This is a genomic window from Paenibacillus sp. V4I7, from assembly GCF_030817275.1.
GTDB lineage: Bacteria > Bacillota > Bacilli > Paenibacillales > NBRC-103111 > Paenibacillus_E.
Map to the genome: position 1 here is coordinate 5,992,506 of NZ_JAUSZD010000002.1, position 24,152 is coordinate 6,016,657.

Consider the following 24,152-nt stretch of genomic DNA (forward strand, 5'->3'; position numbering starts at 1 on the left):
TTTACTAAGTCCCAAACGACCGCAAAACGTAGATACACCCCTCTTGTGTAAAGAATTCAATCCGATCAGCATCAATCCTACGACAATCGATGATAACCCCCTCCGACACAACGGTATCAACGGGCTGCTTGCTTCTTACTCTGCATAAACCTCCGTGTAGGGACCGCACGCTCACTTCTATCCATCCCCCCTGCTCCCACCGGATCTCAACCTCGAATCCACCTCTGGCCAGCAAGCCTTTCACGAACCCGTCAGCCCACGGTGTGGGTAATGCAGGAAGTAGGCTAAGTTCATCGGCATGACTTTGAAGCAGCATCTCGGCGATTCCTGCTGTGCCGCCAAAGTTGCCGTCAATTTGAAAAGGAGGATGTGCGTCGAATAGATTCGGGTAAACGGATGTCTCCAGCAGCTGTCGTACATAGCGATAAGATGATTCGCCATCTTCCAACCTTGCGAACAAATTAATGATCCAGGCACAGCTCCAGCCCGTGTGCCCCCCACCCTGCTCCAGTCTTCTCCGAAGTGAAGTCCGCACAGCTTCCGCCAACTGAGGATGCTCATGAAGCAATATTTGATTCCCCGGGTAAAATCCGTACAAATGGGACATATGCCGATGCCCTGGTTCCTTTTCCATGAAATCTTCTATCCACTCTTGGAGTTGTCCGTAACGCCCAATCTGTAGCGGATAAAGTCGTTCCCTTGCCTGGCTCAGCGCAGATTGGAAGTCCTGATCAACCTCCAAAACTTCGCAGGCCTGCATACAATTACTGAATAAATCCCAGATGAGCATGAGATCCATCGTTGCCGCTTTGCTGACAGCCGAGATATAACCATTGGACGAAATCAATTGATTTTCGGGCGAGGTGGACGGATTCGTAACCAGAAATCCTGAAGCGTCCTCCACTAGCCAGTCAAGCGCAAACATAGCGGCTCCCTTCATCAGCGGATAGGCCTCATGGCGCAAATAGGAGGTATCCTTACTAAATACATAATGCTCCCATAGATGCCTGCAAAGCCAAGCTCCCGACATCGGCCAAAAAGCCCAATGGATGCCTCCGTCCTTCTCGCCAACCGGATTAGACAGCTTCCAAATATCCGTATTATGATTAGCAGCCCAACCGCGGCAGCCAAATGTTTCCGATGCAGTAGCCGCTCCTGTAAGGGCCAATTCTCCGATCATCTTCAGCAGAGGTTCATGGCACTCGCTCAAATTACAAATTTCAGCAAGCCAGTAATTCATTTGAACGTTAATATTGGTCGTAAAATTAGAGGACCATGGCGGTCGGAGCTCCCGATTCCAGATGCCTTGCAGATTGGCCGGCTGGGAGCCCGGTCTTGAGGAAGAGATCAATAAATATCTGCCGAATTGAAAGAACAACTCCACCAAACCACGATCTTCCGCGCCTGTGCGAAATCTTTCCAATCGCTTGTCTGTCGGTAATTCAGACTGCTTTGGGTCGTCTCCAAGCTTTAATTCCACTCTATGAAATAAGCGTTGGTAATCTTCTATATGCCGCTCAAGCAGCTGGGCATATCCTCTGGAGCTTGCCGCTTCTATTCTGCTGAGGCAGGTATCTCTTAGCTTCTGCTGCCGGTTCGGGTCCTCAACTGACGGATACGTCGTCGCAGCAGTGATCAGCAGAACTGCGTTCTGCGCCCCCTGCACCGTAAGCTCCCCTTGATTGGTAACCGAAACCTCACCTTCATCGGCAAGCACTGCCAGATGCAGCTCGAACTCAATGCTTGGCCGTTCGTCGTAAAGAATAGGAGGCTCCACTCCCATACTCCTGTAGTTCGGCTCCACGTGACTGGGGCATCGTCCCTTGTACACCAGATGTTTATCCGTCAGCCTGATCACTTCTCCCTGCAGCATGCCCTGCAGCGAAGCTGTAAAGATCAGCTCATGCTGCTCCGCTTTGAGCCGTACAACCATCACCTGATCTGGGCTACTGCAAAATGCCGTCTGCAACAAGCTCCGCTCACCGCTGGACATGTGCATTTGCGTAACGGCGTTGTCCAGCAACAACTCACGCTTATACGCCGAAATCTCTCCCGGGTATTTGCGATTAATGATCAGTTTTCCCAGAGGCAAGTACGACTGCGCATAGGAGCTCAACGCTTCTTGGTGGATCAACTGCTCTGCTTCTTCATAACTGCCTAGATCAATGAGACTTCTGACTTTGGACAGGCTCGGAAATGGCCGCGGCCGCTGAGCGTCATGCGGAGTCCCTGACCACAGCGTATCTTCGTTTAATTCAATCCGCTCCTCAACCTGTCCACCGAACACCATGCCGCCTAATCGCCCGTTACCGATCGGAAGCGCCTCTTCCCACTGTACCGCCGGTTGCTCGTACCAGAGCTTCAATTCTTTTTCACTCACACGCTTGCCCTCCTCCTGATATCCCACTATCAGACATGAATCGTTTGCTATAAAAGTCCATCCAACGATTTTTTAATAAGGCATGGCCAGCCGGTGTCGGGTGAATCCCGTCCCAAAGCCAATAAGCCGCGGGCGCCAGCTCGCAGGCATCAGTAAAGTTTTGCTGCAAATCGATATAGTCTAGGCCGTATTCATCCGTAATTTTACGAATCTGTTCCTGTTTCCGGCTCATTTCGGAATGCCATGCTTGCCAATCTTGCCCCACATGACCTGCTGGAAGCAGAAACGGCTCGCAGATCACAATCGCTGTTGAGGGCAGAAGTTCCTGCGTATCCTCAATCAATCTACGATATGTTCGCACAAACCTGTCCTGAACCAAATCCTGCTTCCCGTTCACGCATGCGTAAACATCGTTGACCCCGATTAAAAGACTGATGAGATCAGGATGCAGCGAAAGCGCATCCTCCTCCCAGCGTCCATACAAATCGGCGACGCGGTTCCCGCTGCAGCCGCGATTAACAATATGCGGCGCTTGTCCGGCTGCCTGCAAGCCTAGCTCCGCGGCAAGCAGAAACACATACCCGTGACCCAAGATATGATTCAAGTCATCGTTTCTTCCGCGATTTCCGTCGGTAATCGAGTCACCTTGAAACAATATGGATGAAACCCCAAATTTATTCATTTCAATACTCCTTTAGATCAGCAATTGTTCCCATACCATGACAGGAATGCATCCGCTATAGCTAAGCCCGCCTCCCCATTAGGATGCGGGTCCGAACCTGAGGCCATGTAGGCAGGCTTAAGTAGATTGTCGTTTGATACTGATTGAGAAAGCACCTCTGCCATATCAAACACGCGATCGATGCCAAGGATGGCATGTTGACGTATTGAATCATTGACCTGTCTCCAGGCCAATTCCTGTGAATCCGTGAAATTAAATGTAGGAACTGTACACAGGATAATCGTCATTGCAGCATTATCCTGTTTAAGTTTGGCGACGATGGTCTGCAGGTCATCCAGCACTTGAACCGCACTTCGGCCCGCAGTACCGATATCGTTAACCCCCAATGCAATGACGACTTCATCGCTTTGCTTGGCCTTGTACAGCCAGGCTCCATCGCTTGCTGCATCATAGGCTCTCGCCCATCCTGAACCGATATTCCAGACACTGCACGAATGCGCGAGTCCCTCCGCAATGCGTGCAGCCCAGTATTCATAAGCATCTAAACGGGTCCGCACGCCTTGGGTAATTGAATCCCCCAGAAAAGCAATGCGTTTCGCACATGCACGCTCGTAGCCTATGAAATCCGGCAGCACCAAGCAGTTGACAGATTTGTGGTATAAATCGGATGACGCTTGAACAGCAGCATGTCCCGGCGCATCATAGGCAGATACCAGCAAGCCTTCCGTATTGAAGGGAAAACTGTGGCCCGCAGCCATAGACGTAATCGTCCATGTAAACGCCAAATAATTTCCTTCCGGGACTGTAAAAGTTAAGGCATCACTCCAGAACATTTCGCCTGGTATGACAAGTTTGGAGAACGAGGAATCGTAAGTTAACGGAACTTGAGTGCCCCAAACGACACTTCCGTCAGGATGCTTTCCGCCGTCAGCAATGTAAGCCGCCTCAATTTTCCATGAACCCCCTTGCAGATTTGCTCTGGAAACTGACCCGTCCGCCCATGTGGAGTCTACGTTATTGCTGCACCAGAATTTCATCTTCAGCTTCCCGTATTCCCTCGGCTTGATGTAAGTTCTGTAAGAATGCGTAAAGGTTGAATCGCTTGTCATAATAAAATTTTTAGCCGTTGAAAGAACGGTGGCTGACATATAGGAAGCCCTCATCTCTGAAATGACATCCTTTCCTTAACCTTTGACGGCTCCGGCTGTTAAGCCGCTGACGATATATTTCTGAGCCATCAGATACAAGATAAGTACTGGCAATGAGGTCAAAGTCAGGTCGGCGAATACGAGATTCCAATCCCTGCTGAATTTACCGTAAAAGTTATATACAGATAAAGGCATCGTCCAATTGGAGCTATCCGTCAAGAAATAAATCGGAATCGTAATGTCGTTCCAGACGGACATAAACACCATAATCGCCACGGTTGCATTTACCGGAATAATTAACGGGAAAATAACTTTTAAAAATACGTCGAACATATTGGCGCCTTCCAGAAAAGCTACTTCATCCAGCGCTCTCGGTATCGACTTCATGAAACCTACGTACAGAAATACGCTAAACGCACTGTTCATGGCCGCATAGATAAAAATAGCGCTCGTGATCGTACCGTAAAGGCCCAACCATTGGACAACACGGATCGTCGTAATAATTGAAACAGGAGCTATCAACCCCATAAAGAAAAACAGGTAGATTAAATTAGAAAGTCGCGTATCCCGGCGCACAATAATGAACGCAGCCGCAGAAGTTGTAATAATGTTCAGCAGCGACGAAACTCCGGCAATGAGAATTCCGTTCCAGAAAGCACGAAGCAGCCCTCCCTGTTCAATCACTTCCTTGTAATTGGAAAACATCCATTTGCGGGGAAGTTTTAACGAGAAATCTAGAACCTCTGAGCTTGTTTTAAAGGAACCTAACAGCATAATGAGCAATGGAGCTATAATGGCGAGCGCAAGTATCAGCATGAGGACTTCTACAACGAGCGCCTTCCAGTCGGTTTTACGCAATGAAATCATTATTCCTGTACCTCCTTGCGGCGCATATACATGAGCAGCGGAATGGAAATGAGCGTTACGGCTATAAACAGTACGGTATTCACGGCCGTTCCAAGCCCCCAGTTCCCTTCGCCGAATGCTTTTAAAATCATGGTCCCAATGACCTGAGAAGAATTCCCGGGACCTCCGCCTGTAAGAACGAACACCTCTGAGAACACCTTCAAGCCACCGATCAAGGTCAGCATGACATTGATATTAATAGCAGGCCATAGCAACGGAAGCGTAATATGAAGGAAGCTCTTCCAGTCTCCTGCTCCATCAATTCTGGCCGCTTCGTAATAATCTTTCGAGATGGATTGCAGCCCTGCCAAATAAATAGCCATTTGAAATCCCGTAAATTGCCAGATCGCAAGTCCGCTAATCGTCAGCATAATAACGGAGGGATCCGTCAGCCAAGCTTGCTTCAGAACACCCAAGCCTACGTCATCAAGAATTTGATTAATTAAGCCTTCCGAACGAAGCATGGGGATGAACAAGAGACTAATGACCAATACGCTTATAATGGAAGGTGTGTAAAATATAGCTCTTAGCCAATTCTTCGTTTTCAAATTCATATTCAGCGCAACTGCAAGAAGGATTGCCAGCACATTTTTGCCAATGACGGTTACAATAGCGAAAATAATCGTATTCTTGATGGCCAGAAGCAGCGTCTCGTCCGTGAAAATACGTTCATAGTTATACAGCCCGTTGAAATGGATCTCTTCCGTGTCCAACCGCCAATCCGTAAAGGAATAAAACAAACCTATAACCGTTGGCAGCACATAAAAAACCAAATAGAGAAGAAGAGCCGGCAAAATTAAATAATAAGAATACAGACGTTTGGTAATTCCCATGTTATCACGCTCCATAAAAAACTTTGGCAGAATAAAGCCTTTAAGCTTCATTCTGCCTTTGGCGAAACCTTATACTTAGAAGCCCGGCATTTTCTTGTCTTTCATTAGCTGAGCGAATTTTTTATCCCAGGAAACATAAACGTCTTTCGGAGTCTTACCACCCGCATACATGTCTTGGTAGCCTTTCCATAGCTCTGAGATGTCGACAGATAGGTACGCGTCCATCGTCATTGTCGTTTTATTCGTTTTCATATAGGTATCGACGATCGCCTGCTTATATGGAGGCAGTTCCGGCGTTTGGATATCTTTGAAATTGGAAATATATTTGTTCGCTGTTACAATTTTTTGCCCTACGCTTTGGGAGGCAAGGTAATCAAGGAATTTTTTGGTTTCCGCCAGATGCTTGGCTTTTTTAGGTACGAACAATTGGCCGCCTAGCGGGCTTATTCCCAAATCCGCTCCGTCTGCATACGGGATAGCAAAGAGTCCAAGATGAATGTTTGGATCTTTTTGATAGGCGTCATTAATGAGCCAATCCCCCATAGCCATCATAGCGACTTCCTTCTTCAGGAATTTATTGACCGCCATGTCATAGCTATCGCTTAATACGTCCTTGTTCGTATATCCTTTCTTAAACAAGTCCAGCTGCTGCTGCGTAACGGTTTCAAAAGCGGGAACTTCGGTCCACTTACGCTTATTCGCGTTCAAATCTTCCCACAATTTAGGATCGTTTTTCTTCGCATAATCGGCCAATGCGGCTGCGGTCCAAATATTAGTAGCCCAGGAATCTTTAAAAGGCATGAAGATCGGAGTGATACCGCTTGCTTTAATTTTTTCACTAACCGCCAGCAGTTCAGTATAATTTTTTGGAACAGACAGTCCCAGTTCCTTGAATATATCCTGGTTGTAAACCATTCCCTGCTGGCCTGCGTCCTGATTCAGGTGAAACGCGTAAATATGCCCGTTAGAAGAAAGTACATCCTTGTTAAGCAATCTGGAAGCCCACGGCTCATTATCTAGCTGTTCAAAATTTTTATCCAAATTTAGTTCTCTTTCCGCACTGACGAGGTTATATAGAATCAGGTCAGGCACTTCTCCCACAGCCAGCTTCGTCTGCATAATCGTGGAGATTTGCTCGGAAGGAAGCATCTGGATGTTGACGTGAATATTCGTCTGCTTTTCAAACTCCGCCAGCATTTCTTTATTCGCATAAGCTGCGTTCTCAGAGCTTTTCCCCAATGCAAATTCAATCGTTACTTTTGCCGACTGCGAGGGAGCCGCTTTATCCGTGCTGCTTGGCGTGCTGCTTCCGCCCGAATCTGGATTGCTTTTGGATCCACAGCCTGTCAGGGAGAGCGCTATCATAAGCGCAAGAGAACTAAATAATATTCTTTTATTTATTTGTTTCAAACTGAACCCCTCCATCATGTTTGTTTGATGAAACCCGTTGCAACTGGTTACAAATACGATTATAGGTCGCTAATCCTGCAAAGTACATGTTCGTGGTTGACTCTTCCTGTGTAATATTATGAACCAATTTGGGGGGTATTAACGATTTCATTCCGGTGTTATAGTAGGGATATTCATGACACTACAGGAAGGAAGGTGCGCAGAGGTGAATAACTTGACCGGCAAAAAGCCGCTGCAGATCAACCTCCAGACCAAGCTGTTTGCAACTTTTTTCATTCTGCTTATCTTCATTCTCGGCTGCTTTCTGATTTATGTGAATGTGCTGGTCGTCAAGCCGCTCAAAGAAAGGACCATCCAGGCACCCTCTTGACGGCCACCAAAGTTGCGAGTCAACTGGACAGCTACATTGCTATGCAAAACCAGCTTTCGCAGCGCGTATTATCTAATCGAGATATTTTCTCTTTTTTATATGAGTCCTTGAGCAAAAAGTCAACTTACACGATTGATGATTTGAATCAAAAACGTGTGCTAAGCGATATTATGTTTCGGGCTGTCGGTCCAAGCCTAAATATCCATGATATGATCATTTACAGTCTTCAAGGCGATGAGTTGGCTTCCTATATCGGATATACGGACCTGCCTTCGCTTGAGCCCGTATTAAGCGACGAGACGGTAAGAAGGAAATTGGAAAGCAGCAGCTACATTCTCTACGCGCCCAAAGATCAGCCTATCGCTTTTATTCGATCCATCGTGGATGTGAACGGCACCGTCTTCGGTTATCTGTCCATTCAGATGGATAATCGTGATTTACAATCCTTGGCTGACGCCGGCAACATCGGAAACGTATTTGTAACAGACGGCAACGGTGAAGCGGTTATTAAGTCCTCAGATACGGAATACAAGACACCTGACGGGAGCAATGACAACCTTTCAAACACGAAAGGCATTTATAAAGATACGTCTGAGAATTATGTCGCCTTCCAGAAATCTTCGTTTACAGGATGGACGGTATATGTGATCACACCGAGCAAATCCGTTCTTGGTTCTGTCAATTCTGTTAAAAATATTGCGATAATCATCATTGTCTCACTAACGTTATTCTCGTTTTTGTACATCTATTTCACGTCCAAAAGTCTAGTGCTGCCGATCAGGAAGCTTCGCAGTCAAATTCTTCGCATCAACTATAGCAACTTGAGCCTGAACATGGACAGCCGACTGTACAACAATGAACTGCTGCTGCTGAACGAAGCGTTTCGCGAGCTTTTTGACCGGCTGCAAGAATCGATCGAAAGAGAGAAGATGGCGGTGCACAAAGAGGCAATGGCTCGGAATTCGGCGCTGCAAGCGCAGATCGCTCCGCATTTTATTCACAATGTGCTTTATTTGATCAGCATTGCTGCTCAAGAGAACAAGAAACAAGTCGTTAGTGAAATGTGCAAGCATTTATCCGAAAATCTGAGATATGTCGTTTCTTCGCCGTATGAGCATGTCACTTTATTGGATGAAATTGAGCATACCAAGCATTACTTATCGTTGATTGGGCAGCAATATGAGGATGATCTCATGTGGGAAATAGACATCGATCATTCATCTGAATCTATACTGCTGCCACGCCTAGTCATTCAACCATTTGTGGAGAACTGCATTGAACACGCCTTCGATCGATCCGATCCTCCTTGGAAAATCCAGATTAAAGCCAAGCTGTACAACGGGCTGTGGGCTATTGAAATCACGGATAACGGCGGGGGGTTTGAGGAATCCAAGATCAAAGAAATTCTAAGCCATATCGACGACATGAACCCCGACTCCCAGGAGCAGGAGAGTCTTGCAGCGGGAATTGGCAATATGGGGATTGTGAACACCGTAAACCGCCTCAAGCTTATGTACAGGAACCGGTTATTTTTTAATTTGTACAACAATTCCGGCAGCCAGGGCGCTACCATCCAAATTATTGCTTCGTTAACCAGAGACTTTTACTAGATTCATGTAGGAGGGACAACGATGTTTCAAGCTCTCATTGCAGAGGACAGCAAACCGATTCTGCGGAACCTTAAAGCGCTCATTCACACTTCCGGTCTTCCTATTCAAGTCGCAGCCGTCGCAACGAACGGCGAGGAAGCGCTGGAGATTTGTCAGCATAACACAATCGACATTCTCATTACGGATATCAGAATGCCCAAGATGGACGGTCTTACGCTGATTGATCAAGCCAAAAGAATAAACGCCAAACTGAAGGTCGTTCTCATCAGCGGTTATAACGATTTCGAATACACGCGAAAAGCCATTAATTTGCAGGTATGCGACTACTTGTTAAAGCCTGTAGAACGCAATCAGATGATGGAGGTTATGGAACGGGTCGTCGCCCAACTCAAAGAGGAACACCATACAGAAAGCTCAGTATTCGATGGAATCCTGGATCCGTCTTCCAGCCGTCTTATGAAACTGGAACCGGTTTTCTTTGAGCAATCCAAGCTGTTATGGGTGGTTCGCAAGCACATCTTTACGCCCCTTTCGGATCACTGGAATTCGGAGATTATTAAGATGAGACTGACGGAGGCTTTTGAGGGGCATCCCTTCTGGCTTTTTCCAACCCAAGATCCCCTGCAGCTTCTTATTCTGACGAATGCTTCTTTCATTGAGGGCCACAATTACAATTTGAATATAATGGAAAAAACACACAATTTCTTTGTTACACTGGGCCTCGATGTCTCTATAGCTTGCAGTTCCAGATCGGTAGTGCCCCAGAAAATCCCCGAGTCTTACAGGGAAATTTCACAGACACTCAAGGAGCAATTAAACGTGTCCAAGCCGGTCCTGCTGGATGTCAGCCTTCCTCTGCACATACAGCAAGCTTCCCAAGAGGAAATAAACCGATTAGGCGACAACTATACAGGCATGATACAGAGACTTCAGAAGGACCGCTTTCTCCTGCAGCTCTCCGAGCAGTTGAGTAAATGGCAGCAGGCTGACCTCCCCGTCGCCCAGTTGGAACGCTTTGTATCCAGGCTTGTAGGAGCATTCGAATCCTCCGCAAACCAGCATACCGAATGGAAAAACTGGGTGGTGCATGAACAAGCCAGGAAACTATTTGAACAATCAAGCTATGCCGATTTTTGCTCTGAACTTCTTACATTTTCGGGCGAATGCTTCGATTTTTTGCTGACCTATAACAAAAAAAGCGGCAATGAGTTGTTTATGAAAATCGATGAGCATCTCAGAACGAACCTGTATGCACAGGTGTCCATGAGCGATCTTTCTACGAAATTCCATGTAAGTTCTTCCTATATAAGCCGGATTGTAAAAAAATATTCTCAAAACACGTTCGTACATCACTATCTGGATTTGAAAATTCGTGAAGCAAGAAGACTTATGGAAACAAATCCCGAAATAAAAATCAAAGAATTATCGGATGCGCTCTGCTTTCACGACCAGCATTACTTTTCGAAAGTATTCAAGGAATATGTCGGATGCAGTCCATCAGAATACAAAGCAGCGATTCCCTTCAAGCCTCAAGATGTATAAAGAAGCTGGGGCAAGAATTGGACAATTGACACGAAAAAAATCCGACTTGCCTTTTGAAAGGAAAAGTCGGATTTCTCAGTCTCAATCTATCTTTGCACCGTATGAACGCAAAAAATAACAGCTTGCTCTCTGTCCATCCGCGCGCCTTTGACAACAAGCGTTTTAAAATCGATTCCATCCATATTGGCGCCACGCAAGTCCGCACCCTGCAAATTTGCTTTTCCAAAAATCGCACTTGTCAGGTCGCAATCTCTTAGATCAGCCTTCTCCAGATTAGCATTAGAAAGATCTGCTCCAAAAAAACGAACTCCTCGCATAACCTGTTTTGCTAATCTGGCTTGTCTCAAATTTGTATAGGACCAATCCCCTTGAACCAATGTAACACCATCCATTTGTACGCCTGCAAAGTCTGAGCCTGTCATTTTGCAATAGTTAAATTCTGAAACGAAGAGATTAGCTACAGTAAAATTGCAGTTTTCAAAAGCTGATTCTGTGTGAATCGAACCATTCAACAAAGCTCCCCGAAAATTGCATTCTATGAATCGGCATTGGTTTATCGTGATTTCCTCCATTGAGCTGCTAGTAAATGTACAACGTTTAAAGGTGCAGCGAATGAGTTCGCCGTATCTTAAATCCCGCCCGCTAAAATTTATACCTTTTGGCTATTCTATAATTAGATAGGAATGAAAAATGGGTTGAGAGGGATATTAGTCCCCACTCAACCCATTTTCTTTGTTTGCACCGATCAAAGTACGTCGTATGGAGCCATCATAGCCGGTGAATATTGAATTCAAACGCTAGGTCTTGATCGGCTTTGATCAGATACTCATCATGTACTGGCGCACCCCAGCTATCGTCACCACCAACGCCCATCTGTCTGCCCGCTACCGTGACGACCGTGTAATGAACGTTCGGCAGTTCGTAATGATGGTAGGCATTTTCCAACTCGAATGCCGTAAACGGTGAAATGTTACATTCCACCGGCTGAGCAGCTGGTGCGGTTATCCGAATACCGTGGCCATCGTCGTTCGTAATGTTCACACGGCGGACGCCTGTGCGGTTCCCCGACTCTTGCGGCACGACATATCCAGACACATTATCAGCAGTGTCATTCTTGAACACCCCGAGCCTAGCTCCGAAGGCACGATCGATATAGTTCTCCTCAGGTCCCATCGCGTACCAATCCAAATGGAAATAATCAGCTGGAACCTTGAACGACAACGCAAAGATCGGCAGTTTCGGAAGGCCTGTTGTCCCCTCATAGCTTGACTTGACATTCACGCTACCGTCAACATAAACGGTATATACAACAGTTACCCGAACATCCTCGCTGATATTAAGCTTGTATTGAAAAGTTACTGTTACGCTTCCCGCTTGCTGTGTCAGATTGACACCGATACATTTGCGCGTTAAGCTGGCCGCGTACCAAGCACCTGAGTCAAAGCCAAGCGAAAATCCTTTATCGTTATCCGTAGTCGCACGCCAGAATAACGGTGCAGGCGGAATGGCAATCATCTCTCGGCCGGCATAGTTCAGTGAAATCAGGCTTCCTGCCTGCTTCGAGAACATGATACTAAAATCTCGTCCATGAACCCCTATGTTTACATCACCATCCACGACTCTGAATGATCCTTCAGGTTGTGCAGACGAAGCCAGATCATCAACCAGAAATACGTACTGTCCGAACGAAACCTCATAACCGGCTTCTGCCCACAGTGTGCTTTCCTTCAAATAAAGGGAAGCATGTACCACGTACTCGCCCGGTTTATCAACATTTGGCAGTTCAAACGGCACATAAGCTTCACTTTGCGCAGGAACGTCGATATCCCTCCTGCCTCGGAATATCTCCTTGCCTTCAAGATGAAGGACAACGACTAGATCATAGGCATCCGTACCTTCGAACAGGTTTTCGTTCGTCACCTTTACACCTTTACGATCCGGTACGAGTTTGATGTTTTGGTAGAGGAATTTCACTTCCTGCATCTTTGGCGACACCTTGCGGTCCGCGTAAACGATACCGTTCGTACAGAAATTATAGTCAGTGGCGCGGTCGCCAAAATCGCCGCCGAATGCGAGAAACTCTTTGCCGTAACGATCTTTCTTGACGATCACTTGATCGATATAATCCCAGATAAAGCCACCTTGATACATGGCATATTTCTGTTCAAGCGCTGTATATTTATGCATGCCGCCTACCGAATTGCCCATCGCGTGCATATACTCGCAGCTTATATAAGGCTTCTGCGGGTTATCGTTTAAATAGGCCTCAATGTCTGCCGGCTTCGCATACATGCGGCTCTCCATATCGCTCGTATCGTTATACTTGCGGTTATGAAAAACCCCTTCATAGTGAACAAGTCGACTAGGATCCTTCTCCCGGAAATAGTTCGACACGTTTAGCAGGACTTCGCCCGCATAAGCTTCATTACCAACTGACCAGATAAGAATTGAAGGATGGTTCTTGTCGCGCTCGACCATCGAAATTGCGCGGTCCATCACGATATCCTGCCATTCCGGCTTATTCGCCGGAATGTTCCAAGACGGTTCAACTGCGCCCATCTTCTGCCATGAACCATGTGTTTCTAAATTCATCTCATCAATGACGTAGACTCCGTAAATGTCACACAATTCGTACCATAGCGACTGATTCGGATAATGTGAGGTCCGGACGGCATTTAAGTTGTTGCGTTTTAGCGTAGCGATATCCCACAGCATATCTTCCTTCGTAATGGCTCGTCCCCTACGACTGTTGAATTCATGACGGTTGACACCCTTGAAGACGATTCGTTTGCCGTTAAGGTGCATAATTTTATTTATCATTTCAAACTTACGGAAGCCGATCCTCTGCGGAATAACTTCAACGAGCTTGCCTTCTTGATCATATATGCTGACGTACAGAACGTACAAATACGGCTTCTCTGCACTCCAAGTAGTAACTTGTCCCGCATCAATAGACAACGATATAGTATCGATGGTTGACACTTCTGAGCGAGCTGTCGCCACTATATGCCCCGCTGCATCCTTCAATTCGAGCAAGAAGCTTGCTGACTGCACGCTTGTCAGCTTCAAATCCGCACGTAGGCTGCCATTCGCATAAGCGGCATCAAGATCGGTATGGACAAAAAGATCGCGAACGTGAATGCTTGGTATGGTATATAAATAAACATCGCGGAAAATGCCTGAGAAACGCCAGAAATCTTGATCTTCCAGCCAGCTGCCTGTGCTTCTTTGATACACCTCTACAGCAAGCTTATTCTCACCTTCATGCAGGAACGGCGTCAGGTCGAATTCCGCCGGAGTGAAGCTGTCTTCGCTATAGCCGACAAATTCACCGTTTAACCACAAGTAAAAGGCCGACTCCACACCTTGAAACGATATGTAGACGGGCCTGCCCTTCATATGATCAGGCAGTGTGAAGTACTTCACATAACTACCGACCGGATTATCATTTTCCGGAATAGCTGGCGGACGAATATCGTGATGTCCATCCCATGGATACATCGTATTTACATACTGCGGCTTTCCGTAACCCTGCAATTGAATGTGTCCAGGCACTTGAATTTGACTCCAACTGTCGCACTCATAATCGAGCTGGTGGAACAACTCGGGACGGTCAGCAGGCTTCACGGAATAGTTGAATTTCCAACTACCGTTCAGGTCGTGCCGCAGCTCCATTGGCGCTGTCGCTTCTGCTTCTTCAAATGTTTCGTAATAACGGTGATCTGAGTGCGCCGGCAACCGGTTCACAGCAAATACGCTTACATCGGTGAGCCAGCTTAGGTTTGGATTCGTCAATTTCATAACATTTTCCCCCGTAAAGTTATTTAAAAGCCAGGTGATGTGCGCTGTGTGCGTAATCACCTGACTTTCTTTTTTCTATTTCACTGAGCCTGTCATACCTGCGACAAAATGCTTCTGCATGAGGAAGAAGACGAGCGCAGTCGGAATCGTCGAAATCACGATAGCCATCATAATAATACCATAATCAGGTGAATAGCTTGATCCCAAATTCGATATCAGCATGGGTATTGTTTTTTTCTCCGGTGATTGCAGAACGATGAGCGGCCATAAATAGCTGTTCCAGCTTGACATGAACGTAATGATGCCCGCTGCGGCGTATGTCGTCTTCATCGTTGGCATGAAAACACGGAAGAATAGATTTAATTCGTTCAGCCCGTCAATTCGACCAGCCTCCAAGAGTTCCCTCGGAAACATCTTCGTATTTTGACGGAAGAAGAAAATCAGGAATGCCGTAGTGAATGTCGGCAGCACAACGCCGGACACCGTATCCAGCCCGATAAATGGAATAACGCGTGAGATACCGCCGAACATTTGAAACAACGGTACCATGATAGCCGCGAACGGAATCATCATCGACAGTAATAGAATGTTAAATACGACGTCCTTCGCCTTACTTCTATAAATTTCAAAGCCGTACCCGGCTAAGGAGCCGATTAACATGGCTAATACGGTCGTTGTAATCGAAATTTTTGCGGAGCTCAGCAAGGCTGGTACAAAATCTACGGAACTAAACAAGTTTGTTATATTTTCCACAAGGTAGCTTCCCGGCAGCAATCTTCCTTTGGTCACATCGGCCGACTTATTCGTGGCACTGATAATCATCCATAGAAACGGAAATATGGAAATAAACGCAGCGACACTCAGAAATATATAAATAAAGATACGTTTCCATTTATCCATTTTTATCACCTGCTGCTTTAAACTGAACAAACGCCAATATAATGATCATAATCACGATGGAATACGATACCGTTGCCGCATATCCGAAATCCGCTGAATATTTAAAAGATAAATTGTAAATATACTGGGAAATGGACATCGACGCGTTCCCTGGTCCGCCCTTCGTAATGTTAACAACTTCATCAAACAACTGCAGCGTACCAATTGTCGATGTAATGGAAGTAAATAAAATAATGGGCTTGAGCAGTGGCATCGTTATTCCGAAAAACTGTCTCGTTGATGAAGCTCCATCAATTTTTGCAGCCTCGTAAATCGATTGATCGATATTTTGAAGCGCGGACAAGTAGAAGATCATATTATAGCCTGTCCACCGCCATGTGATTGCAAGAATAACCGTCACTTTCGCCCAGAACGGATCCGTGATCCATTGAATCGGACCTGCAATAAGATGAATCTTGATCAGAAGTTGATTAACCAAGCCATCCGTAGCAAACAAATATTTAAAAATAACGGAATACGCTACAAGTGAGGTAACAGCCGGCAAGAAAATCGCCGTACGGAAAAAGCCTTTAAATTTTAACTTACTATCGTTCAGTAACACAGAGATAAACATAGCTAGAACAATCATCACTGGAACTTGGATAATCAAATAAATAAACGTGTTCTTAACCGCGGTTATAAACGTTTTATCGCTAAACAGACGAGCGTAGTTATCGAAGCCGACGAAGGATAAATTCATTCCCTTACCCGATTTAAATGATAAAATAAGCGCTTGAATCATGGGATAGAAATAGAACACTGCAATCATGATTACCGCCAGGATAATAAACATCCAACCAGTCAAGTTAGCTCTTGTGCGAATATTTACGCCAGGCCTCGCTGCTTTCACGTTAGCCTAACCCCTTTCTTTACGGAAATAAAACCTTGGAACTTCCTCCAACTCCTGCAGCCGAAACGTTAACTTAGGAATCAGGAGAAGGCGAAGCCCCAGGTTTTATTAATTGCCGTATGATCTAATTATTTAACTTGTGTTTCTGCTTGAGCTTGAGCGTCGCTTAATACTTTGTCGATATCCGTACCCTTTAAATAATTTTGCATTTGGACGACAAGGATATCTTCAATCGCATACGTATGCATACCATAGTTCACCTTTGGAATTTGCTCTGTCCATTTGGCGAAATCGGCAATTACTTTTTGACCACCGAAGAATTCGTCAGCTTGCGTGTACGCCGGTCCGGATGCCGCGGCTTTTAACGTACCGATTGCACCAATCTCCGTAACAAGCTTTTGATACAATTCAACGTCAGATCCAAATGTCTGTTTCAGGAATTCAGCCGCAGCTTCTTTTCCATCGACGTTCATGACGTACCACGAGCTGCCGCCAAGGTTCGATGCATGAACAGATTTTGGGTCGTTTGTGAGTTTAGGAAACGGTACGACAGCCCATTTGCCGGACTGCGATGCTTCTTTTTTAACCGAAGCCGTAATCCAGTTACCGGTTGGAATAGTAGCCACTTCGCCACTGTTGAATGCGCCAACGAATTGGCTCCAATCCGATGTGGCCTTCACAATGTCCGCTTTCATTATTTCTTTATAGGTTTCAGCCGCTTCCTTCAAGGTCGCGTTGCCTGCCAAGTTAGGCGTCGTTCCATCTTCTTTTAAATACCACGAGCCCGCGGACTGAATCATCATGCGAATAAGCCCAAGATCGTTCGGATCTTGCGTCAGCAGTTGCTTGCCTGTTTTGGCTTTCACTGCTTTACCGATCTCAATCAGCTTCTTCCAGTCGATATCCTGCAGATCCTCAACCTTGTAACCCGCTTGCTCTAAGTAATCTTTTCTTACATACAATCCAGCAACGCCGGAATCGAATGGAACCCCATATTGTTTGCCATTTACACTTGTAGGTCCGATTTTGTAATCGGCGAAATCAGTCGGTTTAATCACATTTGTTAATTCAAAGAACGAATCAGGATAAGCTTGCAGGAAGCTTTGTGCCCGATAATCTTCGATCAATACGATTGTCGGCAAGCTTTTTGTCGTGCCTGCATTCAATCCTGCGTTCAATTTCTGAATGATATCGGCTTGCGCGTTTTCCACAATGTTGATCTTCAAACCGGAATCGGGATTTTTCGCCGCGTAAGCTGCTTTTGCACGTTCCATAGCACCAATATTAAATACTTTATCCCACGCCCATACTGTAATTTCCTTCGCAGCCGCAGGCGTAGCTTCAGCGGTGTTTCCTCCCGTATTCGGCACGTTATTCCCTTTGCTCGCGCATGCCGTCAATAGTACTAAGCTGGCCAATAGGATGGCGAGTACCTTTTTCACAAAAATTCAGCCCCTTTTAAATTACTGTAAATTAGTTTTGAAAGCGTTTGCCCCGCTAACAATAGTCATTATAACAATTCGTTAAAATGACCCGTTAGTAATATATTTGTGTGGATTTGTCATTCTATTGTTAGCTTTCTATTGGATTTTTATGTAAATAGTAATTAATTTGTTTATTGGTATTTTTTTTAGGTATGAAGGAGTGGAAGCTTTATTTTCACTCTCGTTCCCTCATCGATGTTACTCACAATGGTAACGCCGTAGTCCTCTCCGTAAAGCAGTGCTACACGGTCATGTACATTTCGAATTCCAATACCGGAGAAAAAGCGACTGCTGCTAACGGAGCTCTGCGAATTATTCCCATTATCAAAGCCTTTCATTCCAATACCGTTGTCGATGACCTCGCAGACCAGCGCATTTGCCTCGCGCGACACCAGTACATAAATGTACCCTTCGTTCCTTTCATGAAAGGCATGAAAAAATGCATTTTCGATAAAAGGCTGGATGATGAGCTTGGGAACATGATAGGACAAGCAATCTTCGGCTGCAAAATAATCGACTTTGATCTGCTCACCGTACCGCACGTGATTAATAAATACATAATTTTTCAAATTAACTAGTTCTTGCTCCACGGATATCGTTTCACTAATGTTGCTGACGGTATTCTGGAGAAGGGAAATAAGGGAGTTGATGGTAGCGGCGGCTTTCTCCTTATTCCCCTGCTGTACCAAAATTTTCACGGATGCCAGCGTATTATATAGAAAATGCGGGTTAATCTGCATTTGCAGAGCGTATAGCTCTGCGTTGCGCTGGTCCTTCTGTGTCTGAATTAGCTTCTTAATATAATCGTTAAGCTCATCCAGCATGTAATTGTAGGCATGTCCGAGCTCCTTGATTTCGTAGCTGCCAGTAACCGTTATATAATTATCGAAATTATTTGCCGTAATGCCCGACATTTGTCTGGCTAGCAGGGTCAATGACTTTGTCAAATTTCTTGAAATAAGAAATACAATAAGCAAAGCTGCGAACACGATAGCCATACAGATAAGCGCAACCCTTTTGACATCGACCATCTGACTAAGCACCATTTGTTTATCAATGAGATTGACTAGATAAAAATCGTACGTAGGAAGGTACTCCGAAAGCACTAGACTGTTTTTCCCCATTACACTTATATCTTTGACATTTATTTTTTTTTGTTCAATTTCTTTTGCATAGCCAAGTAAATCATGCGCCACTTCGCCAATTAACTCATGGCGGTTACTTGATACGACGCTGCCCGAACGATCCAATATGATAACGTCGTTGCCATCGCTTGTGAAGTTCGTGAAGAATCGCTTAAAGTCACTTTCTCGTATGGCAAAATAAAGAACACCATATGGATTGCCGCTCGTTCTCTCCATAAGTGCCCTAGAAGCGACAATCACCGGGTCAGCTTCAGACAAATTGGTCATGCTTTCTTTATCCAATTGATAGATAAGCCGTTTTGGCGCGACAAGGGTATTGGCGGTTAACCTGCTGTTTCTCAGCTTTTCCAATGAGCTCGGCCAATAATAGCTATCCGTCGAGTGGCTTTTCCTATTCATTCCACTGATCGTAATTGTAACTGGGTAAGCTGCTACATTAGACTGAATCCGTTTCATCTGTTGGCTAGCCTCATAATGACTTCGCACCGTTGAAAGTGTGTCCATATCAGCATTCGTCAGAAACTCTTTAATCGTGCCGTTCTGCAGCACATTATTCGATGCCGTAACGATAGAATAATTGAACGATTCGAAATTCGCTTGAATCTGGCTAATGATTTTTGAATTCGTAATACTGAACGTATTCATGAAGAGTCGCTCCGACATTTGAATCGTGACAAGCGAAGTGAAGAGCGACACGGAAATAATACTAACCACCGTGACGATAAACATTTTAATAAAAAGACCGTGATATTTAAATTTGTCCAGGAGTCTCCTCATAACCTAGTTCCTTTTCTTGTTGAGATGAATTTTTTTGTATTGGCTCGGTGATATGCCCGTTAATTTCTTGAATACTTTTGTAAAATAACTATGGTCCGAATAACCTACTTTTCCGCTAATTTCGGATATGGATGCGAAATCCTGCTTCAGAAGATCCGCTGCTTTCTCGACTCTGATCTTGTTCAAATATTCGCTGAAGCCTTCTTTATTATGCGATGTGAAATAACTCGACAAATAAGAAGGATTAAAATGAAAATGCTTAGCTATTTCTGTTAGGCTTAGTGGCTCAGCGTAATGCTGGTGGATATAATCAAGAAGCATTGTCATATTTGGATTTCCGCCCGTAGACCGCTTCGTTTTTATAACATCATTTGTTTCCTGTATAAATGTCTCAAGAAGCTTGATCGCTTCGCTGACATGCGACGCTTCGCCTATCGATTTGAAATAAGCATATTTCGCTTCTTCCAAATTCTTCATATCCAATTCCAAACGGCCAAGCATAATTGTTATATTAAAAATGATGTTTCCCAAAAAGGACTTGAACTCAAACACATCCGTTTGATAATGGTTTGACGCGGCCTGCACGTACCTGAGCAACTCTTGGAAGGCCTCTTCGAACTGTTGTCGATTCATTTGTTCGGTAAAGCGAGTCATATTAAATTTCGCAACCTCTTCCGAATGTTTCGGCAGTTCCCCATATACAATTAAATTGTTGGAGGTAGGTAAAAAAAAGCGATAAGCATTTATTTTCAGGAACCCATCCCTAAAGTTCATGCCGAGCTGTCTCCAATCGCTAAATGCGTCACCGACCGTCCAGCCAATCTCCGGCTGCTGATTCCTTGTCCAAGCGGCAAGCTTCCGAACGATAAATGTGAAACGATCCCACTCGCTCTTGTCCATGTTTACCAGCACAACAACCATGTTAGGATCAGTGGGAACGGGATAATAAACCGCATGATCGAAGCCACTATCAAACTCAGCAGCAATTTTCGCCATCCATTGTGAAGCGGTATGTTGATTCTTGCTCTTGCTCGGCAATTGCTTGAGATCAGCCCCCAGCAGGATGTAACTAGGATATGGAAAAGCAGTGGTGATATCTTTAAAATCGTCATCGACCTCATAACCGGAAATAAGCTTATCGATGACAAGCTTAATGGACAAGCTGCCATCGTCATTTGACTCTTCCAGCTTTAAAGAGGGAATCTTACGCGCGGTGCGCTTCAATATGTCGAGCAGCTGCTCAGCTTCTAGCTTTGGCTTTAATATATAATCAGCAACCCCGCTTTGAAAGGTGGACCTCACATATTCAAACTCACCAAAACTGCTTAAAATGATCACTTCAATTTCCGGGAATTTCGACTTTATCACACGAGTAAGCTCCGCTCCTCCCATAACAGGCATCACGATATCTGTAATAACGATATGCGGCTGCAAACGCTCTATTTGTTCAAGAGCATCTTTTCCGTTGGAAGCCTCTCCTACGATCTGAAACCCCTCTTGTTCCCAGTGCAACAAGTGCTTGATACCCTGTCTGACTAAAATTTCATCATCTACAATAAGTACACGACAAGAACGAGCCATCCCTTTACCTCCGCAATGAATTTCTATTTACCTTCAACAAAATCATTCGTAATAACTTCGTATCACGATGTCTTGATCGTAGTTGCCGAATCCCCTGCCGAATAAGGTTAAGCCACCTCGACCTCGAGCGCTATCTTCAGCACTTATTCGCAATGTCCATTGCGTGCTATCCCATTGTACATCCTTGATCGTGACATCAGAAATTTGCTGACCATCTATGAATGTACCGTTTGCATTTATTCGAAGTACTTTCATTAATCCGTATTGATTGACGTCAGAATGCCACCAATCTGGTGAGAATCTACCTCTCATTCGACCGAAATCTCCGGGACTCGTCCACATACCCAGTAATTTATCATTGATTGTAAATCGGATGTCAGAAGGCCAGTTTTCATTAATGTTGGGAGCTTCCGAACCGATTTCCATTGAGATTTCAATTTCTTGTACAATTTGATCTTTGAAGAGATAGTTGGGTAATTTATATTCAACAAACCCTCTAGCAAACCACAAAATGCCTGCATGAACGCGTTCAGGATCCAAAAAATAGGTCGGATTATCGTAATAACCGATCATCTTTTCTGTTGTTGCAATTCCACACGTAGGGGAAGCCGCGAAATCCGTATATTGGCCGACAGGCATAGCAACCTCAACGAATTTTCTTTTCAACATAGAAGAACGGGATAATTTTATTTGCAGGTACTCCGTTGACAACGAGCAATACTTATAGGTCCCGCCATTAACCCTTTTCATTTTATAGCTTACAAGCCCTGCTCTCTGCAGTTTGGTAACGTGCGTACTGACAATTGCACTGCTTAGGTAAAGCACAGAAGCCAATTCTTTAATATGCATCTCTTTTGTATATAATAAATCAATAATCTGCAGCCGCACCTCGCTCGCCAATGCTTCGTAGACCCGAAGTGATTCAGAATCCGTCGATAAATACATGACTACACATCCATTCTTGAAATAGTAATTTAGTTAATCCTACACATTTTCACATCCAACGTATTGAAAGTATTTATCTATTATGATAAATATTATATAGAATATCAACAATTATGATTTAACCTTTTCATTAATTCAACTAGGAGGAATATCTATTATGTCCATGAAATCAACTATGCTTATTGATAAGAATTTCACCATTTCAGAAGTAGATCCAAGGCTCTATGGGTCATTTATCGAACACCTAGGACGTGCCGTATATGGCGGAATTTATGAGCCAAACCATCCAACCGCAGATGAGAACGGCTTCCGACGCGATGCTCTGGATGCTATTCGTTCACTAAATGTTCCTATCATTCGCTATCCTGGGGGAAATTTTGTATCCGGCTATAACTGGGAGGACGGTGTTGGTCCAAAGGCCGAGCGGAAGCGTCTATTGGATCTAGCGTGGTGGACAACAGAAACAAATGAGATGGGAACAAATGAATTCGCGGATTGGGCGAAATTAGTCGGTTCAGAAGTCATGATGGCCGTTAATCTGGGTACCCGCGGCGTTGACGCGGCTAGAAATCTCGTCGAATATTGTAACCATCCTTCTGGTTCTTACTGGAGCGATCTGCGAATATCACATGGTTATAAAGATCCGCATAATTTCAAAACGTGGTGCCTTGGGAATGAAATGGATGGCCCTTGGCAAATCGGAGCAAAAACGGCAGTCGAATATGGCAGATTAGCGAATGAAACGGCCAAAGTTATGCGCTGGGTTGACCCATCCATAGAGCTTGTGGCGTGCGGCAGCTCAACAAGTGGAATGAGTACGTTCGCTGATTGGGAGGCTACCGTGCTCGATCTTACCTACGATCAAGTGGATTATTTATCCTTGCACTCCTATTACAATAATAATGCGAACGATTCCTCAAATTTCTTGGCGAAATCGCTGGATATGGATCAATTCATTTACAGTGTAACAGCGATTTGCGATTACATGAAAGCGAAGAAACGGAGCAAGAAAAAACTCATGCTTTCAATGGATGAATGGAACGTTTGGAATACCATCGGATCAAGCCGTGCTGCTGAACGCTGGCAGGTGGCACCGCCGGAATTCGAAGATGTTTATACGATGGAAGACGCTCTTGCAGTAGGCTGCTTCCTGATTACACTGCTTAAACATGCGGATCGTGTTAAAATGGCGTGCATAGCCCAATTGATTAATGTGATTGCACCGATTATGACTGAAAATGGAGGCCCTCTTTGGCTGCAAACCACTTATTATCCGTACCTTCATGCTTCTTTGTACGGTAGAGGAACGGTGCTTCACCCCATTATTTCTTCACCTAAATATGATTCAAAGGATTTCACCGATGTTCCGTATCTAGAGGCCATCAGTGTTTTCAATGAAGAGCAAGGTGAAGTTACGATCTTCGCTGTAAATCGTCATTTATCAGAGAGACTTGAGCTTAACGTTGACGTCCGCAGCTTCGGTGAAGTTAGCATTCTCGAGCACTTAGTGTTGGAGAATGAAGATTTAAAAGCCACCAATACAAAAACGAAGCCCGACCATGTCGTCCCTCACAAAGGCGGTAACGCCAAAACTGACGACGGATATGTTAAGGCTGATCTCAGCAAAGCTTCATGGAACGTTCTTCGACTGCAAATAAAAAACACCTAGCTAGATTTATAATGTATTCGCCACTATTTCTTATTTTAAACCTAAAAACCGAAGGATAAAAAGAAACCAGCTAATGGATG

Annotated in this window: 17 protein-coding genes and 1 pseudogene; 4 read left to right on the forward strand and 14 right to left on the reverse strand. The window is 44.9% G+C overall.

The annotated features are described in order from the left end of the window. Positions 1-4: 4 nt before the first annotated feature. The 6 genes from QFZ80_RS28095 to QFZ80_RS28120 form a co-directional block, all read right to left on the reverse strand. Complete coding sequence (locus tag QFZ80_RS28095; protein ID WP_307562117.1) at positions 5-2,380, reverse strand: glycoside hydrolase family 95 protein; 2,376 nt, start codon at positions 2,378-2,380, stop codon at positions 5-7. Continuing rightward, positions 2,373-3,062, reverse strand: coding sequence for an SGNH/GDSL hydrolase family protein (locus QFZ80_RS28100; protein ID WP_307552608.1), 690 nt, complete (start codon positions 3,060-3,062; stop codon positions 2,373-2,375). The genes QFZ80_RS28095 and QFZ80_RS28100 overlap by 8 nt, the downstream gene beginning before the upstream one ends. Before the next feature lie 17 nt (positions 3,063-3,079). Beyond that, positions 3,080-4,210, reverse strand: a complete 1,131-nt coding sequence (locus tag QFZ80_RS28105; RefSeq protein WP_307562119.1) for an SGNH/GDSL hydrolase family protein — start codon at positions 4,208-4,210, stop codon at positions 3,080-3,082. A gap of 36 nt (positions 4,211-4,246) precedes the next feature. Next, positions 4,247-5,077 carry a carbohydrate ABC transporter permease gene (locus QFZ80_RS28110; protein WP_307552604.1) on the reverse strand — a complete coding sequence of 277 codons (831 nt, stop codon included), beginning with the start codon at positions 5,075-5,077 and terminating at the stop codon, positions 4,247-4,249. After that, positions 5,077-5,949 carry a carbohydrate ABC transporter permease gene (locus QFZ80_RS28115; RefSeq protein ID WP_307562122.1) on the reverse strand — a complete coding sequence of 291 codons (873 nt, stop codon included), beginning with the start codon at positions 5,947-5,949 and terminating at the stop codon, positions 5,077-5,079. Before QFZ80_RS28115 ends, QFZ80_RS28110 begins: the two co-directional genes overlap by 1 nt. Positions 5,950-6,024: 75 nt before the next feature. Then, the gene (locus tag QFZ80_RS28120) at positions 6,025-7,314 is read right to left on the reverse strand and encodes an ABC transporter substrate-binding protein (RefSeq protein ID WP_373460439.1); all 1,290 of its coding nucleotides are present in this window, start codon (positions 7,312-7,314) and stop codon (positions 6,025-6,027) included. Between the two features lie 220 nt (positions 7,315-7,534). Here QFZ80_RS28120 and QFZ80_RS28125 point away from each other — a divergent pair, with 220 nt between their 5' ends. From QFZ80_RS28125 to QFZ80_RS28135, 3 genes are read left to right on the forward strand one after another with little or no spacing between them, the layout of a single operon-like run. After that, the gene (locus QFZ80_RS28125) at positions 7,535-7,729 is read left to right on the forward strand and encodes a hypothetical protein (protein WP_307562124.1); all 195 of its coding nucleotides are present in this window, start codon (positions 7,535-7,537) and stop codon (positions 7,727-7,729) included. Then, positions 7,726-9,339, forward strand: a complete 1,614-nt coding sequence (locus QFZ80_RS28130) for a sensor histidine kinase (RefSeq protein WP_307562126.1) — start codon at positions 7,726-7,728, stop codon at positions 9,337-9,339. The genes QFZ80_RS28125 and QFZ80_RS28130 overlap by 4 nt, the downstream gene beginning before the upstream one ends. Before the next feature lie 21 nt (positions 9,340-9,360). Next, positions 9,361-10,881, forward strand: a complete 1,521-nt coding sequence (locus QFZ80_RS28135; protein ID WP_307562128.1) for a response regulator — start codon at positions 9,361-9,363, stop codon at positions 10,879-10,881. Between the two features lie 81 nt (positions 10,882-10,962). On the opposite strand, the pseudogene QFZ80_RS28140 reads toward QFZ80_RS28135, so the two are convergent. The 8 genes and pseudogenes from QFZ80_RS28140 to QFZ80_RS28175 all read right to left on the reverse strand — a co-directional run bounded on the left by QFZ80_RS28140 (position 10,963) and on the right by QFZ80_RS28175 (position 22,403). Beyond that, a pseudogene (locus tag QFZ80_RS28140) lies at positions 10,963-11,534 on the reverse strand (pentapeptide repeat-containing protein). Positions 11,535-11,649: 115 nt separating this feature from the next. Then, entirely contained in the window at positions 11,650-14,682 is a 3,033-nt protein-coding gene (gene lacZ / locus QFZ80_RS28145; RefSeq protein ID WP_307562130.1) for a beta-galactosidase, LacZ type, read from the reverse strand. Between the two features lie 75 nt (positions 14,683-14,757). Then, positions 14,758-15,582: a carbohydrate ABC transporter permease gene (locus tag QFZ80_RS28150; protein ID WP_307552594.1), complete on the reverse strand. Its 825-nt coding sequence runs from the start codon at positions 15,580-15,582 to the stop codon at positions 14,758-14,760. Further along, positions 15,575-16,414, reverse strand: coding sequence for a carbohydrate ABC transporter permease (locus QFZ80_RS28155; protein ID WP_307555940.1), 840 nt, complete (start codon positions 16,412-16,414; stop codon positions 15,575-15,577). Before QFZ80_RS28155 ends, QFZ80_RS28150 begins: the two co-directional genes overlap by 8 nt. Before the next feature lie 185 nt (positions 16,415-16,599). Next, the gene (locus QFZ80_RS28160; RefSeq protein ID WP_307552593.1) at positions 16,600-17,913 is read right to left on the reverse strand and encodes an ABC transporter substrate-binding protein; all 1,314 of its coding nucleotides are present in this window, start codon (positions 17,911-17,913) and stop codon (positions 16,600-16,602) included. Between the two features lie 188 nt (positions 17,914-18,101). After that, complete coding sequence (locus QFZ80_RS28165; protein WP_307562132.1) at positions 18,102-19,877, reverse strand: cache domain-containing sensor histidine kinase; 1,776 nt, start codon at positions 19,875-19,877, stop codon at positions 18,102-18,104. Positions 19,878-19,880: 3 nt separating this feature from the next. Continuing rightward, positions 19,881-21,458: a response regulator transcription factor gene (locus QFZ80_RS28170; RefSeq protein ID WP_307562134.1), complete on the reverse strand. Its 1,578-nt coding sequence runs from the start codon at positions 21,456-21,458 to the stop codon at positions 19,881-19,883. A 42-nt stretch (positions 21,459-21,500) separates the two neighbouring features. Then, complete coding sequence (locus tag QFZ80_RS28175; RefSeq protein ID WP_307552589.1) at positions 21,501-22,403, reverse strand: ArsR/SmtB family transcription factor; 903 nt, start codon at positions 22,401-22,403, stop codon at positions 21,501-21,503. Positions 22,404-22,560: 157 nt separating this feature from the next. Here QFZ80_RS28175 and arfA point away from each other — a divergent pair, with 157 nt between their 5' ends. Then, complete coding sequence (gene arfA, locus QFZ80_RS28180) at positions 22,561-24,072, forward strand: arabinosylfuranosidase ArfA (RefSeq protein ID WP_307552587.1); 1,512 nt, start codon at positions 22,561-22,563, stop codon at positions 24,070-24,072. The last annotated feature ends 80 nt before the right edge of the window (positions 24,073-24,152 follow it).

Excerpts from the sequence above, each read along its gene's own strand:
- QFZ80_RS28175 (WP_307552589.1), bottom strand. The coding sequence starts at position 22,403 with ATGTATTTATCGACGGATTCTGAATCACTTCGGGTCTACGAAGCATTG.
- QFZ80_RS28100 (WP_307552608.1), bottom strand. The coding sequence starts at position 3,062 with ATGAATAAATTTGGGGTTTCATCCATATTGTTTCAAGGTGACTCGATT.
- QFZ80_RS28120 (WP_373460439.1), bottom strand. The coding sequence starts at position 7,314 with ATGATAGCGCTCTCCCTGACAGGCTGTGGATCCAAAAGCAATCCAGAT.
- QFZ80_RS28125 (WP_307562124.1), top strand. The coding sequence starts at position 7,535 with ATGACACTACAGGAAGGAAGGTGCGCAGAGGTGAATAACTTGACCGGC.
- lacZ (WP_307562130.1), bottom strand. The coding sequence starts at position 14,682 with ATGAAATTGACGAATCCAAACCTAAGCTGGCTCACCGATGTAAGCGTA.
- QFZ80_RS28115 (WP_307562122.1), bottom strand. The coding sequence starts at position 5,949 with ATGGGAATTACCAAACGTCTGTATTCTTATTATTTAATTTTGCCGGCT.
- QFZ80_RS28165 (WP_307562132.1), bottom strand. The coding sequence starts at position 19,877 with ATGAGGAGACTCCTGGACAAATTTAAATATCACGGTCTTTTTATTAAA.
- QFZ80_RS28155 (WP_307555940.1), bottom strand. The coding sequence starts at position 16,414 with ATGTTTATTATCCTGGCGGTAATCATGATTGCAGTGTTCTATTTCTAT.
- QFZ80_RS28110 (WP_307552604.1), bottom strand. The coding sequence starts at position 5,077 with ATGATTTCATTGCGTAAAACCGACTGGAAGGCGCTCGTTGTAGAAGTC.
- QFZ80_RS28135 (WP_307562128.1), top strand. The coding sequence starts at position 9,361 with ATGTTTCAAGCTCTCATTGCAGAGGACAGCAAACCGATTCTGCGGAAC.
- arfA (WP_307552587.1), top strand. The coding sequence starts at position 22,561 with ATGTCCATGAAATCAACTATGCTTATTGATAAGAATTTCACCATTTCA.
- QFZ80_RS28105 (WP_307562119.1), bottom strand. The coding sequence starts at position 4,210 with ATGTCAGCCACCGTTCTTTCAACGGCTAAAAATTTTATTATGACAAGC.
- QFZ80_RS28150 (WP_307552594.1), bottom strand. The coding sequence starts at position 15,582 with ATGGATAAATGGAAACGTATCTTTATTTATATATTTCTGAGTGTCGCT.
- QFZ80_RS28170 (WP_307562134.1), bottom strand. The coding sequence starts at position 21,458 with ATGGCTCGTTCTTGTCGTGTACTTATTGTAGATGATGAAATTTTAGTC.